The sequence below is a fragment of the Aminobacter sp. P4_H6_2 genome (assembly GCF_056400805.1).
Genome location: NZ_JBFUKO010000451.1, coordinates 1 through 4,529, shown reverse-complemented (window position 1 = coordinate 4,529; position 4,529 = coordinate 1). Strand labels below are relative to the sequence as shown.

4 protein-coding genes and 1 pseudogene are annotated in these 4,529 nt (G+C 62.3%); 3 read left to right on the top strand and 2 right to left on the bottom strand.

Annotated features, from left to right (window positions below; all coding sequences use genetic code 11):
• Both AC1DUU_RS24080 and gcvA read right to left on the bottom strand, forming a co-directional pair.
• Positions 1-252, bottom strand: a pseudogene (locus AC1DUU_RS24080) (hypothetical protein); the annotation flags it as partial.
• A gap of 134 nt (positions 253-386) precedes the next feature.
• Complete coding sequence (gcvA, locus tag AC1DUU_RS24075; protein ID WP_476785900.1) at positions 387-1,271, bottom strand: transcriptional regulator GcvA; 885 nt, start codon at positions 1,269-1,271, stop codon at positions 387-389.
• A 103-nt stretch (positions 1,272-1,374) separates the two neighbouring features.
• Between gcvA and AC1DUU_RS24070 the strand changes: the two genes are divergently transcribed.
• From AC1DUU_RS24070 to AC1DUU_RS24060, 3 genes are all read left to right on the top strand, one after another.
• Complete coding sequence (locus AC1DUU_RS24070; protein ID WP_476785899.1) at positions 1,375-2,574, top strand: aromatic ring-hydroxylating oxygenase subunit alpha; 1,200 nt, start codon at positions 1,375-1,377, stop codon at positions 2,572-2,574.
• Between the two features lie 23 nt (positions 2,575-2,597).
• Positions 2,598-3,554, top strand: a complete 957-nt coding sequence (locus AC1DUU_RS24065) for a PDR/VanB family oxidoreductase (RefSeq protein WP_476785898.1) — start codon at positions 2,598-2,600, stop codon at positions 3,552-3,554.
• Between the two features lie 77 nt (positions 3,555-3,631).
• Positions 3,632-4,529: NAD(P)/FAD-dependent oxidoreductase (locus AC1DUU_RS24060; protein ID WP_476785897.1), on the top strand; the 898-nt coding region annotated here is incomplete at its 3' end.

Here is a 4,529-nt window from a genome sequence, read left to right as displayed (position 1 = left end):
ACATTCCACCGGCAAGCCGTCGAGGCTCATCAGCCGCCAGCTGAACTGGCTGCGGCCTGACAGGGAATTGGCAATCCGCAGCGGGTCGATCAACGACGATAGGCACAGTTGCGAGAAACCGGGCAGCACAAGCACCAGGAATTCGGCTGGCGAAGCTGAGCCGACCGGCTTGGGCAAGCTGCCTGGCAATGCCTTCGCACCGGGCCAGCAGGTCTCGACGTTGAAGTCCGCGTGCTTGTTCGGTGCGTTCATGTGCCCTCCCCGACCCCGATCTTCAACCAGAGCCGATTGCCTCAAACGAGACAGCAGGATCACAAATTGGCAATAAATCACACAAAATGCAACATGATAAAATATGCCGACAGCTGCTTTTGTTGCGCTGAGGTTCAACCTTCGGCGGCGGCGGTTGGCTGCACCATGCTCATCAGCCAATCGCGGAAGGCGATGACTTTTGGCGTTTTCGCCTTCTGCGGCGTGGTCAAGAACCAGTAGGAGCCGGCACCGCGAAGGCGCTGCTTGAAGGGAGCGACGAGCAGGCCCGCGGCGAGTTCGCGCTCGATCAGGGCGGTCCTGCCGAGCAGCACGCCCTTGCCTTCGATCGCAGCACGGATCGCCATGATCGATTGGTCGAAAAACGAGCCGGCGGAGGTGTCGACGCCGCTCACGCCTGCATGTGCCAGCCAGCTGTCCCAGTCCTCGTCATAGCCTGGCACATGCAGCAGATCCCCGGCTTGCAGGTCGTCAGGCGATGTGAGACCGGCGGCATATTTCGGCGCACAGACGGGAAAGGTCTCGTCGCGCAGCAACAGCGTCGCCTGGCGCTTGGGCCAGTTGCCCCAGCCGAACTCGATCGCGGCGTCGACCTTGCCTTCGCCGTGGTCGAGCGCGGTCAGCCTCAGATCGATGGTCGGATGCTGGGCGCGGAACAAGTCGAGCCGTGGTGCGATCCATTGGCTGGCAAAAGAGGTTGGTACATGCACGACCAGCATTTCACGCATACCGCGCCCGGCAAGCTTAGCGGTTGCCTCGTCGATCATCTGGAAGGCGCGGCCGAGATCTTCGGCATAGCGACGGCCACGGTCGGTGAGCCTCACGCCGTTGGCATGGCGGTCGAACAGCTCCTTACCGAGGCGCAGTTCCAGTGCCCGGATGTGTTGTGAGATCGCCGAAGGGGTGACGTTCAACTCGCTGGCGGCGCCAGCAAAGCTTCCAAGCCGAGCAGCAGCTTCAAATGCCCGGAGCCAGTTCAGCGGGGGTCGGGCAGTCGTCATGGTACCATTAGTTTTTCTTAGTATGCCCCTAAGGTAATCGCGTTTGCCGACCCAGACAAGAACAATTCTAATCTGCCTCAAACAAGCACTGGGAGGCGCTGCGATGAATGTTCACTGGCTCAACGGCTATCGGCCCGGTCACGGCCTGCCGCGCGACTTCTACACCAATGCTGAGATCTTCGCCGAGGAGCAGGAGCGGATTTTCCGCAACAACTGGTTCTTCGCCGGACATTCCATCGAGCTGCCCAAGTCGGGCGACTACATGACGCTGAATGTCGGCGGAGCCCCGGTGGTGATGGTGCGCGACCGCGACGGCAAGGTGCATGCGCACCACAATGTCTGCCGCCATCGCGGCTCCATCATCTGCACCAAGGAAACGGGCAAGGCGACGAGGCTGGTTTGCCCCTATCACTCATGGTCTTATGCCCATGACGGCACGCTGATCGGCGCACCGATGATGGGCGAGGATTTCGACAAGGCCGAACATGGTCTTAAGCKCGTCCATGCCGAGGAATTCGACGGGCTGATCTTCGTCAACCTGTCCGACACGCCCTCCCCGTTCCACGAGCTGCGCGACCACCTCTCGCCGATCCTGAAATCGCAAGGCATGAACCGCGCCAAGATCGCGCTGATCCGCGACTACGAGCTCGACGTGAACTGGAAGATCGTCGTCGAAAACAACCGTGAATGCTATCACTGCGAGGCCAATCATCACGGTTATGTCTCGGTGCAGTACGATACCGAAAACGACAATCCGGACCTTAAGGACGAGATATCGGAGCGCCTGGCCGACTGCGCCATCCGCTGGGAAAAGGCCGGGCTCGATACCGCCCGCGTCAATACTTCGTCCGATTATACGGCCGAATGGTTCCGCGCCAACCGCACGCCGGTGCGCAAGGGCATGGTCACCGAAAGTCCCGACGGTCAGCTGGTGTGCAACGTGCTGATGGCCGGCTTCTCCGATCCCGACATGGGCACGGCGCGCGCCAACACCAACATCAACTTCTGGTGCCACGCCAATTCCGACTATGCCCATACGGTGCGCATCACCCCGGTTTCGCCAACCAAAACCATCGTGCGCGGCTATTGGCTGGTCGACGAGACCGCCGTCGAAGGACGAGACTACAACCCTGAAAAGGTCGCGGCCTTCCATGACGAGGTGATGTCGGAAGACTGGGAGATCTGCCGGCGCCAGTGGATTGGGGTGACCTCGCCCGGATTCCAGCCCGGCCCCTACTCGCCGCTGAAGGAGCAGAACGTCGACCGCTACGTCAGGTGGTACGCCCGCCAGATGGGCGCCTGATCCTCCCAAGACAAGGCCACATCATGCTCTCCAGGCCGGAAATCCTGCTGCAGATTGCAGAAATCAGGGCGCTCACCGCAAGGGTCTCGGCCTATCGGCTGGTCTCGCCCCATAGTGAGCGCCTGCCGGCCTGGGAAGCTGGCGCGCATCTCAACTTCCGCCTGCCGAGCGGCCGTGCCAGATGCTACTCGCTATGCGGCGACCCCGCGCAGACGTCCGAATACTGGATCGCCGTGCAGCGCGAGGAGCAGGGCGAAGGCGGTTCGCTGGAGGTGGCGGAAGCCTTTTCGCGCGGCGTTGTGGTTCGCGCCGATCCGCCGCGCAACGGGTTTCCTCTCGCCGCGGATGCGCGGCACCATATCCTCATTGCCGGCGGCATCGGCATCACGCCTGTTATCGCGATGATCCATCATCTCAAGGCCGCCAAGGCGAGTTTTTTCACCCATTTCTGCGCTCGCTCCATGGAAGAAGCGGCGTTCGGCGAATTCATTGTCGATGAGGTCAAGGCCGGTCGCGCGGCCTTGCATCACGACGGCAATGACCCGGCAAAGCGCCCTGACATGGCGGCACTCGTCGGTAAGGCGGCGGACGGCGTGCATGCCTATGCCTGCGGCCCGGCAGGCTTCCTCAAGGCTTTCGCCAAGGCGACCGAAAACTGGCCACGCGAACAGGTGCATGTCGAAAGCTTCGCGCCTGAGGAAAAGATTGAGGCGGGCGACCGGTCCTTCCAGGTGAAGATCGCCTCGAGCGGTGCGGTCATCGACGTGCCCAAAGACAAGTCGCTGCTCGCGGCCCTGACAGCGGCCGGCCACCGCATCGAGACGAGCTGCCGGCAAGGCATCTGCGGCTCCTGCATGGTCGGTTACCTCGAGGGCGAGCCTGACCACCGCGACACCGCACTCACCCAAGACGAACGACGCGAATTCCTCACCGTCTGCTGTTCGCGCGCCAATTCACCACTGCTTGTTCTCGACCTCTGATGAAATTGCCGGCGAACACCGGCTGAGCAATCCTGAAATCTCCTCGCAGCCGCAAGCCCACCTTGGAAAGTCAAAGCATGTCCAGCAAAGTCCCCTCGCACGCCCGCATCGTCATTGTCGGCGGCGGCGCCCTTGGCACCTCCATCGCCTATCACCTGGCCAAGATGGGTGAAAAGGACGTCCTGCTGCTTGAGAAGAACGTGCTGACAGCGGGCTCCACCTGGCATGCCGCCGGACTGATGGGGCAGCTGCGCAGCAAGGTGAACCTGACGCGCCTGATGCAATACAGCGCCGATCTTTGCGCTAAGATCGGGGCTGAGACCGGCCAGGATGTCGGCTGGAAGAATGTCGGTAGCCTGCGCCTTGCCGCCTCCGACGCGCGCTGGGAAGAGCTGAAGCGCGCCCATACCGCTGCCAAGAGCTACGGCTTCGACATGGAGCTGGTTGGACCCGACGAGGTCAAGAAACTGTTCCCGCTGGTCGACACCAAGGACCTGCGCGGCGCGACCTGGATCGCCTCGGACGGCCATGTCGATCCCTATTCGCTGACCCACGCCTACGCCAAGGGCGCGCGCAATGGGGGCGTGCGCATCGTCGAGGGCGTGACGGTTACCGGCTTCACCATCAAGGATCGCCGCATCACCGGCGTAAAAACCGCAGAGGGCGAGATCGGCTGCGAGATCGTCGTCAACGCGGCCGGGCTGTGGGCGCGCCAGCTTGGTGAACTCGCCGGCATCGACCTACCGATCACCGTTGTCGAGCACGAATATTTCGTCACCGAGAAATCATCAATGGTGCCCGACGACCTGCCGACCCTGCGCGACCCCGATGCCAATTTCTACGTCAAGCCGGAGCCGGGCGCGATGGCGATCGGCGGCTGGGAAAAGGAAACCCGCGCCGCCTATGGTCTCGGCAAGCTGCCGATGAGCTTTGGCCAGGAGCTGTTCCCCGATGATCTCGAGCGCATGTCGGAGG

Excerpts from the sequence above, each read along its gene's own strand:
- gcvA (WP_476785900.1), bottom strand. The coding sequence starts at position 1,271 with ATGACGACTGCCCGACCCCCGCTGAACTGGCTCCGGGCATTTGAAGCT.
- AC1DUU_RS24065 (WP_476785898.1), top strand. The coding sequence starts at position 2,598 with ATGCTCTCCAGGCCGGAAATCCTGCTGCAGATTGCAGAAATCAGGGCG.